The following is a 15,706-nucleotide window of genomic DNA, read 5'->3' as shown; positions in this document are numbered from 1 at the left end:
AACCCGAACATGTACAAACTCGAAGTCCAGGATCTGCATAAACGCTACGGCAGCCATGAGGTGATCAAGGGTGTGTCGATGGCGGCCAAGGCCGGCGACGTGATCAGCATCATCGGCTCCAGCGGTTCGGGCAAGAGCACCTTCCTGCGCTGCCTGAACCTGCTGGAGCAGCCGCATGCCGGCAAGATCCTGCTCAACAGCGAAGAGCTGAAACTGGTGCCGGCCAAGGACGGTTCGCTGCGCGCCGCCGATGCCAAGCAACTGCAGCGCATGCGCTCGCGCCTGGCCATGGTGTTCCAGCACTTCAACCTGTGGTCGCACATGAGCGCCCTGGAGAACGTGATGGAAGCGCCGGTGCACGTGCTCGGCGTGAGCAAGGCCGAAGCCCGCGACAAGGCCGAGCATTACCTGAGCAAGGTCGGCGTGGCATACCGCAAGGACGCCTACCCGGCGCACATGAGCGGTGGCGAGCAGCAGCGCGTGGCCATCGCCCGTGCCCTGGCGATGGAGCCTGAGGTGATGCTGTTCGACGAACCGACCTCGGCGCTCGACCCGGAGCTGGTCGGCGAGGTGCTCAAGGTGATGCAGGATCTGGCCAGCGAAGGGCGCACCATGGTGGTGGTGACCCACGAGATGGGCTTCGCCCGCGAGGTGTCGAACCAGTTGGTCTTTCTGCACAAGGGGTTGGTGGAGGAGCGCGGTTGTCCGCGCGAAGTGCTGGCCAATCCGCAATCCGAACGGCTCAAACAGTTTCTTTCCGGCAGTCTCAAATAATAAGAAGCTAGACTGCGCACCTGAAACGGTGCGCTGCAGGCGTTCAAGGCACACATGACTCCCCATCGAATCGGTTTTCTCTACTGGCCCGGCACCAAGGCCCTGACCCTCTCTCTGGCCGAGGAAGCCCTGCGCGTGGCGCAGCGGGTGCACCCCGAGGTGCTTTACGAGCTGGTATTCCTTCAGGCCGAGCCGCTGGTAGCAGGCGACTGGCGCCTGCCGGGTGAGCCTTGGGCCGGGCATCTGGATGGCCTGCACAAGCTGTTTCTGCTCGCCGATGCCCCGCCGGCGCAGGTGTCGGCGTCCCTGGCTGCTGCGCTCAAGCAGCAGGTGCGCAGTGGCTGCATGATCGGTGGGCTGTCGGCCGGGGTCTATCCACTGGCTCAGCTTGGTTTGCTCGACGGCTATCGCGCGGCGGTGCACTGGCGCTGGCAGGACGATTTCGCCGAGCGCTTCCCCAAGGTCATCGCCACCAGCCATCTGTTCGACTGGGATCGTGACCGCCTTACCGCCTGTGGCGGCCTGGCCGTGCTCGACCTGCTGCTGGCCGTGCTGGCGCGCGATCATGGCGCCGAGCTGGCTGGTGCGGTGAGCGAGGAGCTGGTGGTCGAGCGCATCCGCGAGGGTGGCGAGCGCCAACGTATTCCGCTGCAGAACCGCCTGGGCTCCAGTCACCCCAAGCTGACCCAGGCGGTGTTGTTGATGGAGGCCAATATCGAGGAGCCGCTGACCACCGATGAGATCGCCCAGCATGTGTGCGTGTCGCGTCGCCAGTTGGAGCGCATTTTCAAGCAGTACCTCAATCGCGTGCCCAGCCAGTATTACCTGGAGCTGCGCCTGAACAAGGCGCGACAACTGCTGATGCAGACCAGCAAGTCGATCATCCAGATCGGCTTGTCCTGCGGTTTCTCCTCGGGGCCGCATTTCTCCAGCGCCTACCGCAATTTCTTCGGCGCCACGCCGCGTGATGATCGCAACCAGCGCCGCAGTAACAGCCCCTTCGAGCTGAGTTCGACGCCGGTCGAGCGTGGCTGATCCCGCCTTTGCTGGGTCACCTGGCCAACCGGGTGCGCAAATGCGGGTGCAGGCCGTCAGTGGAGATTTTTTTCCGGGCCATGCACCGCAGCGCTGAACAGCGTTTAAACTGCGCCTTTCCGATGCTTTCTGTCGCTTTGACGACAACCCGCGGAAAACCTGGGGTTGCGCTGTAAGAACATGTCGCATGGCGACAATGCCGACCCCGCTTCAGTCCCTACAATCCTTGGCATTCCCTGTCGTTTCGGGCGTTTTGGCTGCCCGTTCGCGGCCGGTATTTCTCAGCAGGAGAGCTTCGATGTCCGTTCAGCACGATGCGGTGCAACGCGCCGACTACGACCAGTTCATGGTTCCCAACTACGCCCCTGCCGCCTTCGTACCCGTGCGCGGCCTGGGTTCGCGAGTCTGGGATCAGAGCGGTCGCGAGCTGATCGACTTCGCCGGCGGTATCGCCGTCAACGTGCTCGGCCATTGCCACCCGGCACTGGTCGCGGCGCTGACCGAGCAGGCCAATACCCTGTGGCACATCTCCAACGTCTTCACCAACGAGCCGACCCTGCGCCTGGGCAAGAAGCTGGTCGAGGCGACCTTCGCCGAGCGCGTGTTCTTCTGCAACTCCGGCGCCGAGGCCAACGAGGCCGCGTTCAAGCTGGCGCGGCGTGTCGCCCATGACCGCTTCGGCCCGGAAAAGCACGAGATCATCGCCGCCACCAATAGCTTCCACGGCCGTACCCTATTCACCGTCAGCGTGGGCGGTCAGCCGAAGTATTCCGATGGTTTCGGGCCGAAGATCCAGGGCATTACCCATGTGCCATACAACGATCTGGACGCGCTGAAAGCCGCGATTTCCGACACGACCTGCGCCGTGGTACTGGAGCCGATCCAGGGCGAGGGCGGCGTGCTGCCGGCGGACAAGGCCTACCTCGAAGGCGCTCGCGAGCTGTGCAATGCACACAATGCCTTGCTGGTTTTCGACGAAGTGCAGAGCGGCATGGGCCGCAGCGGCGAACTGTTCGCCTACATGCACTACGGCGTAGTGCCGGACATCCTCTCCAGTGCCAAGAGCCTGGGCGGCGGCTTCCCGATCGCGGCGATGCTCACCACCACCGTGCTGGCCAAGCATTTCTCCCCCGGCACCCACGGCACCACTTACGGCGGCAACCCGCTGGCCTGTGCGGTGGGCGAGGCGGTGCTGGATATCGTCAACACCGCTGAGACGCTGAATGGCGTCAAGGCCAAGAGCGAGCAGTTCAAGGCCCGCCTGCAGGCGCTCGGCGAGCAGTACGGTCTGTTCGAGCAGGTGCGTGGCATGGGTCTGCTGCTCGGCTGCGTGCTCAATGACAAGTGGAAAGGTCAGGCCAAGCAGGTGCTAGATGCCGCCACTGCCGAAGGGCTGATGGTGCTGCAGGCCGGGCCTGACGTAGTGCGCTTCGCGCCGAGCCTGGTGGTGTCCGATGCGGACATCGAAGAGGGTTTGAACCGTTTCGAGCGTGCGCTGAGCAAACTGACAGCGTGACAGGCTGTGGGAGGGGCTTTAGCCGCGACAATTGCGGCTTGAGTACCTCCCACTCTGGCTGCAAATCGTGCAACTTCCGCGTTTACAAGGAGTGATCCATGCTGGTGATGCGCCCCGCGCAAATGGCAGACCTGGCCGATGTGCAGCGTTTGGCTGCAGACAGCCCGGTCGGAGTCACTTCACTGCCCGATGATGCCGGCCGTCTCGGTGACAAGATCGTCGCGTCGGAGTCGTCCTTCTCGGCCGAGGTCAGCTTCAATGGCGAGGAAACCTATTTCTTCGTCCTCGAGGATACCGTCAGCGGACGCCTGGTCGGCTGCTCCGGCATCGTCGCCTCGGCCGGCTATTCCGAGCCGTTCTACAGCTTTCGCAACGAAACCTTCGTGCACCACTCGCGTGAGCTGAAGATCCACAACAAGATTCACGTCCTCTCGCTGTGCCACGACCTCACCGGCAACAGCCTGCTGACCAGCTTCTACGTCGAGCGCCCGCTGGTATCGACCGTGTTCGCCGAGCTCAACTCGCGTGGGCGCCTGTTGTTCATGGCGGGGCACCCCGAGCGCTTCGCCGATGCGGTGGTGGTGGAAATAGTTGGCCACAGCGACGAAAACGGCGATTCGCCGTTCTGGGATGCGGTGGGGCGCAACTTCTTCGACATGAACTACGCCGAGGCTGAGCGCCTGTGCGGGCTGAAGAGCCGCACCTTCCTCGCCGAGCTGATGCCGAATTACCCCATCTACGTGCCGCTGCTGTCTGACGAAGCACAGGAGGCCATGGGCCAGGTGCACCCGCGTGCGCAGATCACCTTCGACATCCTCATGCGTGAAGGCTTCGAAACCGACCACTACATCGACATCTTCGATGGCGGGCCGACCCTGCATGCGCGCACTTCGGGCATTCGCTCGATTGCGCAGAGTCGCCTGGTGCCGGTGCGCATCGGCGAGAGCGAGCAGGGCGGTCGCCAATATCTGGTCAGCAATGGCCAATTGCAGGATTTTCGCGCCATCGTCGCCAGGCTTGATTGGGTGCCTGGCAAGCCCGTGACACTCAACGCCGAAACCGCCGAGGTACTTGGGGTGGGCGAAGGTGGCAGTGTCCGCCTGGTGGCGGTTTGAATCGAAGTGGCCAGTTGGCCTGGCTGCTGACTTGTAGCTGGCCGCTAGGCGCTAATAGCTGATCCGGAGGATCCCAATGATCGTTCGTCCCGTGCGCAGTGCCGACTTGCCGGCCCTGATCGACCTGGCACGCAGTACCGGCGCCGGCCTGACCACCTTGCCGGCCAATGAGGCGCGTCTGGCGCAGCGTGTCGGCTGGGCGGAGAAGGCCTTTCGCGGCGAGGCCGAGCGTGCCGATGCCGACTACCTGTTCGTGCTCGAAGACGATGCCGGTAAGGTGGTGGGGATTTCCGCCGTGGCGGCTGCCGTCGGCCTGCGTGAGCCCTGGTACAACTACCGGGTTGGCCTGACCGTCACCGCCTCGCAGGAGCTGGATATCCATCGGCAGATTCCGACCCTGTTCATGGCCAATGACCTGACCGGCAACAGCGAGCTGTGCTCGCTGTTCCTGCACGCGGACCACCGCACCGGACTCAACGGTCGCCTGCTGTCCAAGGCGCGCTTTCTGTTCATCGCCGAGTTTCGTGAGCTGTTCGGCGACAAGGTGATCGCCGAGATGCGCGGTATGTCCGACGAGAGTGGTCGTTCGTCGTTCTGGGAAAGCCTGGGCCGGCACTTCTTCAAGATGGAGTTCTCCCAGGCCGACTACCTCACCGGCGTTGGCAACAAGGCCTTCATCGCCGAACTGATGCCCAAGTTTCCGCTCTACACCTGCTTTCTCTCCGAGGACGCGCGGGCGGTGATTGGCCGGGTGCATCCGGACACCGAGCCGGCGCTGACCATGCTCAAGGCCGAGGGCTTCAGTTACCAGGGCTATGTCGATATTTTCGATGCGGGGCCGGCCATCGAGGCGGAAACCGCGAAGATCCGTGCCGTGCGCGACAGCCAGCAACTGGTGTTGGCCATTGGCACGCCAGGCGACGATGCGGTGCCCTATCTGGTGCACAACCGCAAACGCTACGACTGCCGTATCACCGCAGCGCCGGCGCGGGTCGCCGCTGGCACGCTGGTGGTGGCGCCACTCACGGCCAAGCGCCTGCGTCTGTCCGCCGGGGATCTGGTGCGTGCCGTGCCGTTGGCGGTCGGCCACTGAGAAAGTTTGTACCGAGCCGGTCAGCCTGCCGGCCGTGAATGTGTGGAGTGAAAAATACAATGAGCACTCACTATATCGCCGGCCAGTGGCTGGCAGGCCTTGGCGAGCCTCTGCAATCGCTCGATCCGGTCAGTCAGGCGCTGGTCTGGGAAGGGTGCGGCGCCGATGCCGGGCAGGTCGATGCGGCCGTCACCGCCGCACGTCAGGCCTTCTCGGCCTGGGCCGGGCAATCGCTGGATTCCCGTATCGCCGTGCTGGAGCGTTTTGCCGTGCACCTGAAGGATCGCGCGCAGCAGTTGGCGCAGACCATCGGTGAAGAAACCGGCAAGCCGCTGTGGGAAGCCGCCACCGAAGTCACCAGCATGGTGGCCAAGGTCGCCATCTCCATCCAGAGCTATCGCGAGCGCACCGGTGAGAAGCGCAGCCAGGTCGCCGAGGCCAACAGCGTGCTGCGGCACAAACCCCATGGCGTCGTGGCCGTGTTCGGCCCCTACAACTTTCCCGGTCACTTGCCCAACGGGCATATCGTGCCGGCCTTGCTGGCCGGCAATTGCGTGCTGTTCAAGCCCAGCGAGCTGACGCCCAAGGTGGCGGAGCTGACCGTGCAATGCTGGATCGAGGCCGGGTTGCCCGCGGGCGTGTTCAACCTGCTGCAGGGTGGGCGTGACACCGGCATCGCCCTGGCCGGTCATCCCGGTATCGATGGGCTGTTCTTCACCGGCTCCAGCCGCACCGGCAACCTGCTGCATGCGCAGTTCGCCGGTCGTCCGGAGAAGATCCTGGCGCTGGAGATGGGCGGCAACAACCCGCTGATCGTCGATCAGGTCGCTGATGTCGATGCGGCGATCTACACCATCGTCCAGTCCGCCTTCATCAGCGCAGGGCAGCGTTGCACCTGCGCACGCCGTCTGCTGGTGCCGCAAGGGGCTTGGGGGGATGCGCTGCTGGCGCGTCTGCTAGAGGTCGTCAGGCGGATCAGGGTCGGTCGTTTCGATGCGCAGCCGGCGCCGTTCATGGGCTCGGTGATTTCCCTGCCGGCGGCTGCGCAGTTGCTGCAGGCGCAGCGGGATCTGCTGGGTGGCGGCGCTAAGGCGCTGCTGGCGATGACCCAGCCGCATGCCGATGCCGCGCTGCTCACGCCTGGCATCCTCGATGTCACGGCCGTGAGCGCGCGTCCTGACGAGGAATTCTTCGGCCCGTTGCTGCAGGTGATCCGCTACGACAGCTTCGAGGCCGCCATCGCCGAGGCCAATGCCACCGCCTATGGCCTGGCCGCCGGCCTGCTGTCCGATTCGCGGGCGCGCTATGAGCAGTTCTGGCTGCATAGCCGCGCCGGCATCGTCAACTGGAACAAGCCGCTCACGGGCGCGGCCAGCAGTGCGCCGTTCGGCGGTATCGGTGCATCCGGCAATCATCGCGCCAGCGCTTATTACGCGGCGGATTATTGCGCCTACCCGGTGGCCTCGCTGGAAAGCGACAGCCTGGCCTTGCCCGCGACCCTGGCCCCGGGAGTGACGCTGTGATGCCTGCCTATGAAATGAATTTCGATGGGCTGGTCGGGCCGACGCACAACTACGGCGGGTTGTCCTACGGCAACGTGGCCTCGCAGAGCAACAGCCACGTCGCCTCGAACCCGAAGGAGGCCGCCAAGCAGGGCCTGGCGAAGATGAAGGCGCTGATGGACATGGGCTTCAAGCAGGGCGTGTTGGCCCCGCAGGAGCGCCCGGATGTCGCCGCGCTGCGGCGTCTGGGCTTTACCGGTAGCGATGTCGAGGTGATCCAGCGCGCTGCGCGTGACGCCATGCCGTTGCTGGTGGCGAGCTGCTCGGCGTCGAGCATGTGGACGGCCAATGCCTGCACCGTCAGCCCCAGCGCCGACACGGCAGACGGGCGCGTGCATTTCACCGCTGCCAACCTCAACTGCAAGTTCCATCGCAGCATCGAACATCCGACCACCAGCCGCGTGCTGCAGGCGATGTTCGCCAATGATGCGCACTTTGCTCACCACCCAGCCTTGCCTGCAGTGGCGCAGTTCGGTGACGAAGGGGCGGCCAACCATACGCGCTTCTGCAAGGGCTATGGCGAGGCCGGTGTGGAGTTCTTCGTCTACGGCCGCAGTGCCTTCGACACCCGCTACCCGGCGCCGGCACGCTACCCGGCGCGGCAAACCCTGGAGGCCAGCCAGGCGGTCGCCCGCCTGCATGGGCTGAGCGAGGCGGGCGTGGTCTACGCCCAGCAGAATCCCGCAGTGATCGACCAGGGCGTTTTCCATAACGATGTGATCGCCGTGGGCAACGGCGAAGTCCTGTTCCATCACCAGGACGCCTTCCTCGACACCGGCAAGGTGCTCGCCGAGCTGAGCGACAAGCTGGCGCGACGTGGCGGACGTTTGCAGGCGGTGTGCGTGCCGACCTCTGCCGTGAGTGTGGCGGATGCGGTGAAGTCCTATCTGTTCAACAGCCAGTTGCTGACGCGCAGCGATGGCAGCATGTTGCTGATCGTGCCGGAAGAGTGCCGTAACAACGCCAGCGTCTGGCGCTATCTGCAGCAACTGACCGCCAGTGGCGGGCCGATCCGCGAGGTACGCGTGTTCGACCTCAAGCAGAGCATGCAGAACGGCGGTGGCCCGGCCTGCCTGCGCCTGCGTGTGGCGCTCAAGGAGCAGGAACTGGCGGCGGTCAATCCGGGCGTGGTGATGAGCCATGAGCTGCACGACACTCTGGTGGCCTGGGTCGACAAGCATTACCGCGACCGTCTGAGCGAAACCGACCTGGCCGACCCGCAATTGCTGAGCGAATGCCGCACGGCATTGGATGAACTGACACAGATCCTTAAACTGGGCTCGGTCTATCCTTTCCAGATGACCTGACCCCCGAAGCAATCCCGGAGATTTTATGAGCGACGCCCTGCAACTGGTTCTCGAAGACACTGACGGCACCCAACTGGAAACCTCCTGCACCCGTTTCGCCGTGGTTTGGCAGGGCAAGGAAGTGTGGATTCAGGCCGTGGGTGATCAACTGCTGATCGGCGTCGACGTGGAGGAGGGCGATACCGAGTACGCCAACCTGCTGCTGCGTCCGCAGGCCACCAACCTGGTCAGCCTGCAGCTGGAAATGGAGCCGGCCGATGTCGGTGACGACGATCACGTGCATGGCCCCGACTGCAATCACTGATCGTGGCCCGTTGTGGGAGGGCTGAAGCGGAGCGCCGCCCGGCCCACCCCACAAAAATGCTGCGAACCAAGGAGGCGCAATGCTTGCTCTCGGCAAACTGCTTGAACTGACCCTGGCCGGCCACGAGCCCTCGGCGAAGATTCAACTGACGCCCGACGGCACGCGCCTGCGCTGGCTCGACGAGGGCGCGCTGGAGGTGACGCCGCCTGCGGCGCGTGACAATGGGCTCGACTTGGTGTTGTCCGCCGGTGTGCATGGCAACGAAACCGCGCCGATCGAACTGCTCGACCGCCTGCTGCGCGGTATCGCTCGCAAGGAGTTGCATCCGGCAGCACGGATTCTCTTTCTGTTCGGCAATCCCGAGGCCATGCGTCGTGGTGAGCGTTACGTCGAGCAGGATCTCAATCGCCTGTTCAATGGCCGGCATGAACAGTCCAGTGGCTTCGAGGCGATTCGCGCCTGTGATCTGGAGCATCTGGTCGCCACCTTCTTCGGCAAGAACAGCGGCCGTACCCGTCTGCACTACGATCTGCATACCGCCATTCGAGGCTCGAAGATCGAGCAGTTCGCCCTCTATCCCTGGCACGAGGGGCGCGCCCATTCGCGCCGCGAGCTGGAGCGTCTGCGCGCCGCCGGCATCGAGGCCGTGCTGCTGCAGAGCAAACCGTCCATCACCTTCAGTGCCTATACCTATGCGCAGCTCGGGGCCGAGGCGTTCACCCTGGAGCTGGGCAAGGCGCGTGCGTTCGGGCAGAACGAGCTGGTCAATCTCGACCTGCTTGAGCATGCCCTGCATGCCCTGATCGAGGGGCGCGAGGTCATTGATGGCGAGCCGACGCTGGAGGGGCTGCAGCTGTTCGCCGTGTCGCGGGAAATCATCAAGCACAGCGACGATTTCCGTCTGCACCTGCCTGCCGATATCGAGAACTTCACCGAGCTGGAGCCAGGTTACCTGCTGGCCGAGGATATCGCCGACACCCGCTGGATCGTGGAAGAGCAGGGCGAACGGATCATCTTCCCCAATCCCAAGGTCAGGAACGGCCTGCGTGCCGGCATCCTGATCGTCCCCGACGACGGTACCGGTTTGGTGTAGTGCTGCTGTGGGAGGGGCTTTAGCCGCGACGTAGCGACATCCTGATGGCCGCTGAAACGCCTGCCACGGTTTTTGCCCTCAACTGTATCTGTCACCCTTCGGGCGACCTCTTTAGCATGGGCCTTTCGCCAATCTATGGGAAAGCCAGCCATGCCCCTGATCGACCTGCGCAGCGACACCGTCACCCAGCCCACAGCCGCCATGCGCGAAGCCATGCTTGGCGCCGAGCTGGGCGACGATGTCTACGGCGAGGACCCGACCGTCAACCGTCTGGAAAACTGGTTGGCTGCTGAGCTTGGCTTCGAGGCGGCGTTGTTCGTACCTACCGGCACCATGAGCAACCTGCTGGGCCTGATGGCGCACTGCGAACGTGGCGACGAGTACATCGTCGGCCAGCAGGCGCACACCTATAAATACGAGGGCGGCGGTGCCGCCGTGCTCGGCTCCATCCAGCCGCAGCCGATCGAGGGCGAGGCCGATGGTTCGCTGGATCTGGCCAAGGTCGAGGCGGCGATCAAGCAGGACGACTTCCATTTCGCCCGCACCCGCCTGCTGGCGCTGGAAAACACCATGCAGGGCAAGGTGCTGCCCCTCGATTATCTCGCCGCCGCCCGCGAACTGACTTGTCGCCGAGGCTTGAGCCTGCATCTGGATGGCGCACGCTTGTACAACGCAGCGGTCAAGCTGCAGGTGCCGGCGCGGCAGATCACCCAGTACTTCGACTCGGTGTCGGTGTGTCTGTCCAAGGGCCTCGGTGCGCCGGTTGGCTCGGTGCTCTGTGGCAGCAATGTGCTGATCGCCAAGGCGCGTCGTTTGCGCAAGATGGTTGGCGGTGGCATGCGCCAGGCCGGCGTGCTGGCGGCGGCGGGGCTGTATGCCCTGCAGCATCAGGTCGAGCGCCTGGCCGAGGATCACGCAAAGGCCGCACGCCTGGGCGATGCGTTGAGCGAGCTGGGCTACAGCGTCGAGCCCGTGCAGACCAACATGGTCTACGTACAGCTCGGAGAACGTGCCGAGCAGATCAAGGCATTCATGGCCGAACGCGGCATCGCCGTCAGTGCTGCGCCGCGTCTGCGCCTGCTCACTCACCTGGATGTCGGAACCGAGGGCGTCGAGCGCGTGATCGAGGCGTTCGCCGCTTTCCGCTCTCATTGAGCAAGATGCCGACAGTTCATAGCTTTCGGCTATCAACAAGGCACTAGCCGCGGGCGAAAGGGCCGATATAATGCGTCCCTTTGCCGTGGCCGCCTGATTCCGTGGATATCCCTATGAAAAGCGCAGAAATCCGTGAAGCCTTCCTGAGCTTCTTCGAAGAAAAAGGGCACACCCGTGTCGCTTCCAGCTCGCTGATCCCGGCGAACGACCCGACCCTGCTGTTCACCAACGCAGGCATGAACCAGTTCAAGGACTGCTTCCTCGGTCTGGAAAAGCGCGCCTACACCCGCGCCACCACCAGCCAGAAGTGCGTGCGGGCCGGTGGCAAGCACAACGACCTGGAAAACGTCGGCTACACCGCGCGTCACCACACCTTCTTCGAAATGCTGGGTAACTTCAGCTTCGGCGACTATTTCAAGCGTGATGCCATTCATTACGCCTGGGAATTTCTGACCTCCGACAAGTGGCTGAACCTGCCCAAGGAAAAGCTCTGGGTCACCGTCTACGCCACCGATGACGAGGCCTACGACATCTGGACGAAGGAAGTCGGCATCCCCACCGAGCGCATGATCCGCATTGGTGACAACAAGGGCGCGCCGTATGCCTCCGACAACTTCTGGGCGATGGGCGATACCGGCCCGTGTGGTCCGTGCACCGAGATCTTCTTCGACCACGGCGAGCACATCTGGGGCGGCCCACCCGGCAGCCCGGAAGAAGACGGCGACCGCTACATCGAGATCTGGAACAACGTGTTCATGCAGTTCAATCGTACCGCGGATGGTGTACTGCACCCGCTGCCGGCGCCGAGCGTGGACACCGGCATGGGCCTGGAGCGCATCAGCGCCGTGCTGCAGCACGTCAACTCGAACTACGAGATCGACCTGTTCCAGAACCTCCTGGCTGCCTCGGCCAAGGCTATCGGCTGCGCCAATGAGGGTCAGGCTTCGCTGAAAGTGGTTGCCGACCATATCCGTTCCTGCAGCTTCCTGATCGCCGATGGTGTGACCCCGTCGAACGAAGGCCGTGGCTACGTGCTGCGCCGCATCGTGCGTCGCGCTTGCCGCCACGGTAACAAGCTGGGCGCCAAGGGCAGCTTCTTCTACCAGATCGTCGCCGCCCTGGTGGCCGAGATGGGCGAAGCCTTCCCCGAACTCAAGCAACAGCAGGCGCATATCGAGCGCGTACTGAAGACCGAAGAAGAACAGTTTGCCAAGACCCTGGAGCAGGGCCTGAAGATCCTCGAGCAGGATCTGGCCGAGCTCAAGGGCAATGTGATCCCGGGCGATGTGGTGTTCAAGCTCTACGACACCTACGGCTTCCCGGTCGACCTGACTGCCGACATCGCCCGCGAGCGCGAGCTGTCGGTGGACGAAGAGGGCTTCGAGCGTGAAATGGAAGCCCAGCGCGAGCGCGCCCGTTCTGCCAGCGCCTTCGGCATGGATTACAACGCGCTGGTCAAGGTCGACAGTGACACCCGCTTCCTCGGCTACGAAGGCACCAGCGGCAGCGGCAAGATCATTGCCCTGTTCAAGGCTGGCAGCGCAGTCGACAGCCTCGCCGAAGGCGAGGAGGGCGTGGTGGTGCTGGATCAGACTCCGTTCTACGCCGAGTCCGGTGGCCAGATCGGCGACTGCGGCTATCTGGAGGGTGCCGGCGTGCGCTTCGACGTGCGTGACACCACCAAGGCTGGCGGCGCTTTCCTGCACCACGGTGTTGTAACCAAGGGCGGCCTCTCCGTCGGCACCAGCGTCAAGGCTGAGGTCGAAGCCGAGGTGCGCCAAGCCACCGCGCTGAACCACTCCGCCACTCACCTGTTGCATGAAGCCCTGCGCCAGGTGCTGGGCGAGCACGTGCAGCAGAAAGGCTCGCTGGTCAACAGCCAGCGCCTGCGCTTCGACTTCAGCCACTTCGAGGCGATCAAGCCCGAGCAGATCAAGCAGCTCGAGGATATCGTCAACCGCGTGGTGCGCGAGAACTCGGCGGTGGAAACCGAAGTCACCGATATCGAAACCGCCAAGGCCAAGGGCGCGACCGCACTGTTCGGTGAGAAATACGGCGATCAGGTGCGCGTGCTGAGCATGGGCGGCGACTTCTCCGTCGAGCTGTGCGGCGGTACCCACGTATCCCGTACGGGCGACATCGGCTTGTTCAAGATCGTCAGCGAGGGCGGCGTTGCCGCTGGTGTGCGTCGTATCGAGGCAGTCACCGGTGCAGCCGCGCTGGCCTATCTCAACGGTGCAGAGGAGCAGCTCAAGGAAGCCGCTTCGCTGGTCAAGGGCAGCCGCGACAACGTACTCGACAAACTGTCTGCGCTGATCGAGCGTAACCGTCAGTTGGAAAAAGAACTGGAGCAGCTCAAGGCCAAGGCCGCCAGCGCTGCGGGTAACGATCTGGCCGGCTCGGCCGTGGACGTGAAGGGCACCAAGGTGCTGGCTGCGCGTCTCGATGGCCTGGACGGCAAGGCGCTGCTGGCGCTGGTCGACCAGTTGAAGAACAAACTGGGCAGTGCCGTGATCCTGCTCGGTGGCGTGTTCGAGGACAAGGTGGTGCTGGTCGCTGGTGTCACCCAGGATCTGACCGCCAAGCTCAAGGCCGGTGACCTGATGCGTCAGGCCGCGGCAGCTGTAGGCGGCAAGGGCGGTGGTCGCCCGGACATGGCTCAGGGTGGCGGCGTCGATGCCGGCAAGCTGGATGAGGCACTGGCCCTGGCTGCGACCCTGGTCGAGCAGGCTTCGTAACGAGCGAGAGAGCGGGGCCCGCAGTGCGTCCGGCGGGCCTTGGCAGTATGACCCGATGCGGGTTTAATGGGCGCCCTTCGAGGAATCAGGCGGCTTTTTGAAATGGCTTTGATCGTACAGAAGTTTGGAGGCACCTCCGTCGGCACCATCGAGCGTATCCAGCAGGTGGCCGAGAAGGTGAAGAGGTTCCGCGAGAACGGTGACGATATCGTCGTCGTGGTTTCCGCCATGAGCGGCGAAACCAACCGCCTGATCGATCTGGCCAAACAGATCACCGATGGCGAGCCGATTGCGCGTGAGCTGGATGTCATGGTGTCCACCGGTGAGCAGGTGACCATTGCCCTGTTGGCCATGGCGCTGATCAAGCGTGGTGTGCCGGCCGTGTCCTACACCGGCGCCCAGGTGCGCATCCTCACCGACAGCGCCTACAACAAGGCGCGTATTCTGCAGATCGATGACCAGAAGATTCGCGCTGACCTCAAAGCCGGCCGCGTCGTGGTTGTCGCTGGCTTCCAGGGTGTCGACGAGCAGGGCAGCATCACGACCCTCGGTCGTGGCGGTTCCGACACCACCGGTGTGGCCCTGGCTGCAGCGCTGAAGGCTGACGAGTGCCAGATCTATACCGATGTCGATGGTGTCTACACCACCGACCCGCGCGTGGTGCCGAAAGCTCAGCGTCTGGAAAAGATCACCTTCGAAGAGATGCTGGAAATGGCCAGCCTCGGTTCCAAGGTGCTGCAGATTCGCTCGGTGGAGTTCGCCGGCAAGTACAACGTCCCGCTGCGCGTCCTGCACAGCTTCCAGGAGGGGCCGGGCACCCTCATTACCCTTGATGAAGAGGAATCCATGGAACAGCCGATCATTTCCGGCATCGCTTTCAACCGCGACGAAGCCAAGCTGACCATCCGTGGGGTGCCGGATATTCCAGGCATCGCCTTCAAGATTCTCGGCCCGATCAGCGCCGCCAATATCGAAGTCGACATGATCGTGCAGAACGTTTCGCACGATAACACCACCGATTTCACCTTCACCGTGCACCGCAACGACTACAACAACGCCCTCAACGTGCTGCAGAAGACTGCTGACGAACTGGGTGCCCGTGAAGTCGTCGGTGATACCAATATCGCCAAGGTGTCCATCGTCGGTGTCGGCATGCGCTCGCACGCCGGTGTTGCCAGCCGCATGTTCGAAGCGCTGGCCAAGGAGACCATCAACATTCAGATGATCTCCACCTCCGAGATCAAGGTCTCCGTGGTCATCGAAGAGAAGTACCTGGAACTGGCCGTACGTGCTCTGCACACGGCGTTCGAGCTCGACGCTCCGGCCCGACAGGGCGAGTGATGGCTTGATCCGAAAGGCGCGGCTGGTTCCGCGCCTTTCGTCTTTTTGATTGGCATGCGGGAACTTTCTTTCTGCGCCGGCTGGTCAATACTTGGGTGGACGCGTGTGGGCTTGATTTGGCCGCAGGCTGTCACCATTTTCTTTTTTGCAGACTGTTGTCCTGAAATGTAATCCGTGAGGAGAAAGGAATGCTGATTCTGACTCGCCGGGTCGGAGAGACCCTGATGGTCGGTGATGATGTGACTGTCACCGTGTTGGGTGTGAAAGGTAACCAGGTGCGCATTGGTGTCAATGCGCCGAAAGAGGTTGCCGTACACCGTGAAGAAATCTACCAACGCATCCAGAAAGAGAAGGGTGACGAACCAAGCCACTAATTTTTCTACAAATTTTTGTTTGCAAACGGGGAAAACATGGTTATCATGCGCCCCGTGTTGCGGAGAGGTGGCCGAGTGGCCGAAGGCGCTCCCCTGCTAAGGGAGTACACCTCAAAAGGGTGTCGGGGGTTCGAATCCCCCCTTCTCCGCCATTATTCAGCGAGTCAGGCGTAAGCCAGGCTGGCGAATCAACCAGAGGTGATCTGGTATAAAAGCACCGACCGGACTCATAGCTCAGCTGGATAGAGTACTCGGCTACGAACCGAGCGGTCGGAGGTTCGAATCCTCCTGAGTCCGCC

Annotated in this window: 13 protein-coding genes and 2 tRNA genes; all 15 read left to right on the top strand. The window is 63.3% G+C overall.

Going from position 1 to position 15,706, the window contains the following annotated elements:
* Positions 1 to 9 precede the first annotated feature (9 nt).
* The 15 genes from VC352_RS04320 to VC352_RS04250 all read left to right on the top strand — a co-directional run bounded on the left by VC352_RS04320 (position 10) and on the right by VC352_RS04250 (position 15,704).
* Positions 10 to 774: an ABC transporter ATP-binding protein gene (locus VC352_RS04320; protein ID WP_322978690.1), complete on the top strand. Its 765-nt coding sequence runs from the start codon at positions 10 to 12 to the stop codon at positions 772 to 774.
* Positions 775 to 828: 54 nt separating this feature from the next.
* Positions 829 to 1,809 (top strand): transcriptional regulator ArgR, encoded by a 981-nt coding sequence (gene argR, locus VC352_RS04315; protein WP_322978352.1) that lies wholly within the window; start codon positions 829 to 831, stop codon positions 1,807 to 1,809.
* A gap of 298 nt (positions 1,810 to 2,107) precedes the next feature.
* Positions 2,108 to 3,325 carry an aspartate aminotransferase family protein gene (locus VC352_RS04310; protein WP_322978351.1) on the top strand — a complete coding sequence of 406 codons (1,218 nt, stop codon included), beginning with the start codon at positions 2,108 to 2,110 and terminating at the stop codon, positions 3,323 to 3,325.
* A 98-nt stretch (positions 3,326 to 3,423) separates the two neighbouring features.
* Entirely contained in the window at positions 3,424 to 4,440 is a 1,017-nt protein-coding gene (gene aruF / locus VC352_RS04305; protein ID WP_322978350.1) for an arginine/ornithine succinyltransferase subunit alpha, read from the top strand.
* A 76-nt stretch (positions 4,441 to 4,516) separates the two neighbouring features.
* Positions 4,517 to 5,533: an arginine N-succinyltransferase gene (astA, locus tag VC352_RS04300; RefSeq protein ID WP_322978349.1), complete on the top strand. Its 1,017-nt coding sequence runs from the start codon at positions 4,517 to 4,519 to the stop codon at positions 5,531 to 5,533.
* Positions 5,534 to 5,592: 59 nt separating this feature from the next.
* Positions 5,593 to 7,056: a succinylglutamate-semialdehyde dehydrogenase gene (gene astD / locus VC352_RS04295; RefSeq protein WP_322978348.1), complete on the top strand. Its 1,464-nt coding sequence runs from the start codon at positions 5,593 to 5,595 to the stop codon at positions 7,054 to 7,056.
* Positions 7,056 to 8,402: an N-succinylarginine dihydrolase gene (gene astB / locus VC352_RS04290; protein WP_322978347.1), complete on the top strand. Its 1,347-nt coding sequence runs from the start codon at positions 7,056 to 7,058 to the stop codon at positions 8,400 to 8,402. The genes astD and astB overlap by 1 nt, the downstream gene beginning before the upstream one ends.
* Positions 8,403 to 8,427: 25 nt before the next feature.
* Complete coding sequence (locus VC352_RS04285) at positions 8,428 to 8,706, top strand: topoisomerase II (RefSeq protein WP_322978346.1); 279 nt, start codon at positions 8,428 to 8,430, stop codon at positions 8,704 to 8,706.
* A 79-nt stretch (positions 8,707 to 8,785) separates the two neighbouring features.
* Positions 8,786 to 9,799, top strand: coding sequence for a succinylglutamate desuccinylase (astE, locus tag VC352_RS04280; RefSeq protein ID WP_322978345.1), 1,014 nt, complete (start codon positions 8,786 to 8,788; stop codon positions 9,797 to 9,799).
* A gap of 150 nt (positions 9,800 to 9,949) precedes the next feature.
* Positions 9,950 to 10,954, top strand: a complete 1,005-nt coding sequence (gene ltaE / locus VC352_RS04275) for a low-specificity L-threonine aldolase (RefSeq protein ID WP_322978344.1) — start codon at positions 9,950 to 9,952, stop codon at positions 10,952 to 10,954.
* A gap of 113 nt (positions 10,955 to 11,067) precedes the next feature.
* A complete protein-coding gene (gene alaS / locus VC352_RS04270; RefSeq protein ID WP_322978343.1) occupies positions 11,068 to 13,692 on the top strand; it encodes an alanine--tRNA ligase in 2,625 nt (874 codons plus the stop codon).
* Between the two features lie 102 nt (positions 13,693 to 13,794).
* Positions 13,795 to 15,033 (top strand): aspartate kinase, encoded by a 1,239-nt coding sequence (locus VC352_RS04265; protein WP_322978342.1) that lies wholly within the window; start codon positions 13,795 to 13,797, stop codon positions 15,031 to 15,033.
* A gap of 188 nt (positions 15,034 to 15,221) precedes the next feature.
* Complete coding sequence (gene csrA / locus VC352_RS04260; protein WP_003244478.1) at positions 15,222 to 15,407, top strand: carbon storage regulator CsrA; 186 nt, start codon at positions 15,222 to 15,224, stop codon at positions 15,405 to 15,407.
* A 61-nt stretch (positions 15,408 to 15,468) separates the two neighbouring features.
* Positions 15,469 to 15,559: transfer RNA gene (locus VC352_RS04255), tRNA-Ser, on the top strand.
* A 71-nt stretch (positions 15,560 to 15,630) separates the two neighbouring features.
* Positions 15,631 to 15,704 (top strand) — tRNA-Arg (locus tag VC352_RS04250).
* Positions 15,705 to 15,706 lie beyond the last annotated feature (2 nt).

Source organism: Pseudomonas sp. C11 (assembly GCF_034683865.1).
GTDB lineage: Bacteria > Pseudomonadota > Gammaproteobacteria > Pseudomonadales > Pseudomonadaceae > Aquipseudomonas.
The sequence above is the reverse complement of the archived record's forward strand: the minus strand, read 5'-3'. Positions and strand labels throughout refer to the sequence as shown.

What these genes read in the sequence shown, in the direction of transcription:
- VC352_RS04320 (WP_322978690.1), top strand. Translation starts at nt 10, where the DNA reads ATGTACAAACTCGAAGTCCAGGATCTGCATAAACGCTACGGCAGCCAT.
- argR (WP_322978352.1), top strand. Translation starts at nt 829, where the DNA reads ATGACTCCCCATCGAATCGGTTTTCTCTACTGGCCCGGCACCAAGGCC.
- VC352_RS04310 (WP_322978351.1), top strand. Translation starts at nt 2,108, where the DNA reads ATGTCCGTTCAGCACGATGCGGTGCAACGCGCCGACTACGACCAGTTC.
- aruF (WP_322978350.1), top strand. Translation starts at nt 3,424, where the DNA reads ATGCTGGTGATGCGCCCCGCGCAAATGGCAGACCTGGCCGATGTGCAG.
- astA (WP_322978349.1), top strand. Translation starts at nt 4,517, where the DNA reads ATGATCGTTCGTCCCGTGCGCAGTGCCGACTTGCCGGCCCTGATCGAC.
- astD (WP_322978348.1), top strand. Translation starts at nt 5,593, where the DNA reads ATGAGCACTCACTATATCGCCGGCCAGTGGCTGGCAGGCCTTGGCGAG.
- astB (WP_322978347.1), top strand. Translation starts at nt 7,056, where the DNA reads ATGCCTGCCTATGAAATGAATTTCGATGGGCTGGTCGGGCCGACGCAC.
- VC352_RS04285 (WP_322978346.1), top strand. Translation starts at nt 8,428, where the DNA reads ATGAGCGACGCCCTGCAACTGGTTCTCGAAGACACTGACGGCACCCAA.
- astE (WP_322978345.1), top strand. Translation starts at nt 8,786, where the DNA reads ATGCTTGCTCTCGGCAAACTGCTTGAACTGACCCTGGCCGGCCACGAG.
- ltaE (WP_322978344.1), top strand. Translation starts at nt 9,950, where the DNA reads ATGCCCCTGATCGACCTGCGCAGCGACACCGTCACCCAGCCCACAGCC.
- alaS (WP_322978343.1), top strand. Translation starts at nt 11,068, where the DNA reads ATGAAAAGCGCAGAAATCCGTGAAGCCTTCCTGAGCTTCTTCGAAGAA.
- VC352_RS04265 (WP_322978342.1), top strand. Translation starts at nt 13,795, where the DNA reads ATGGCTTTGATCGTACAGAAGTTTGGAGGCACCTCCGTCGGCACCATC.
- csrA (WP_003244478.1), top strand. Translation starts at nt 15,222, where the DNA reads ATGCTGATTCTGACTCGCCGGGTCGGAGAGACCCTGATGGTCGGTGAT.